This window comes from Acinetobacter sp. P1(2025) (assembly GCF_051390655.1).
GTDB classification, from domain to species: Bacteria; Pseudomonadota; Gammaproteobacteria; order Pseudomonadales; family Moraxellaceae; genus Acinetobacter; species Acinetobacter junii.
On record NZ_JBPKBJ010000178.1, the window covers coordinates 1 to 571 of the forward strand.

The 571-nt window shown below is 41.9% G+C and carries 1 pseudogene; it reads right to left on the reverse strand.

The annotated features are described in order from the left end of the window. Positions 1 to 571: pseudogene (locus ACSC97_RS18265) on the reverse strand (MobA/MobL family protein); the annotation flags it as partial.

Below are 571 nucleotides of genomic sequence, written 5' to 3' on the forward strand. Positions count from 1 at the left end.
ATTCAGTATTCAAAAGATCAATATAACGCTGTAAATCATGCTGAATCAATGTTATAGGTTCAGTCGTTTGAGGATCTTTCAATAAAGTTTGCAGCATATTCTGCTGTAAAAACAATAATTTTTCTCGCGCATACCACTGTTGTCGAGTACGTGGCGTTTCAGCTTGCTTGCTTAGTTCTTCAATCTCTTTTCGATTTTTTAATTCAGCCTCATAAAACGAACGATACTGCTCATAACGATTTTCAGCGCGAATACGTTGAATTTCTTCAATCATATGCTGTTGTTTGGCCCACAACTCAGGTTCATTCTCACACGCAAAACGTACCGCCTTATTCATCACGGGGACATCCTGCAGCTGGGTTCCATACTTCTTGTTGTAATCTCGGTGTGATAAACAACTCACCCTACTCGGCACTTCTATCTGAATACCTCGAATCTCAACCTGTTTCATTGGCGCATACCGCATAAGACTGTCATTAATCAGTTCTTCAGTTTTCTGTCGGTACAACTGCAGCTGTGCTTTGCCCATCCCCAATACATCAGCCGTGAGCTTCTGCGCACCACCTTTCTG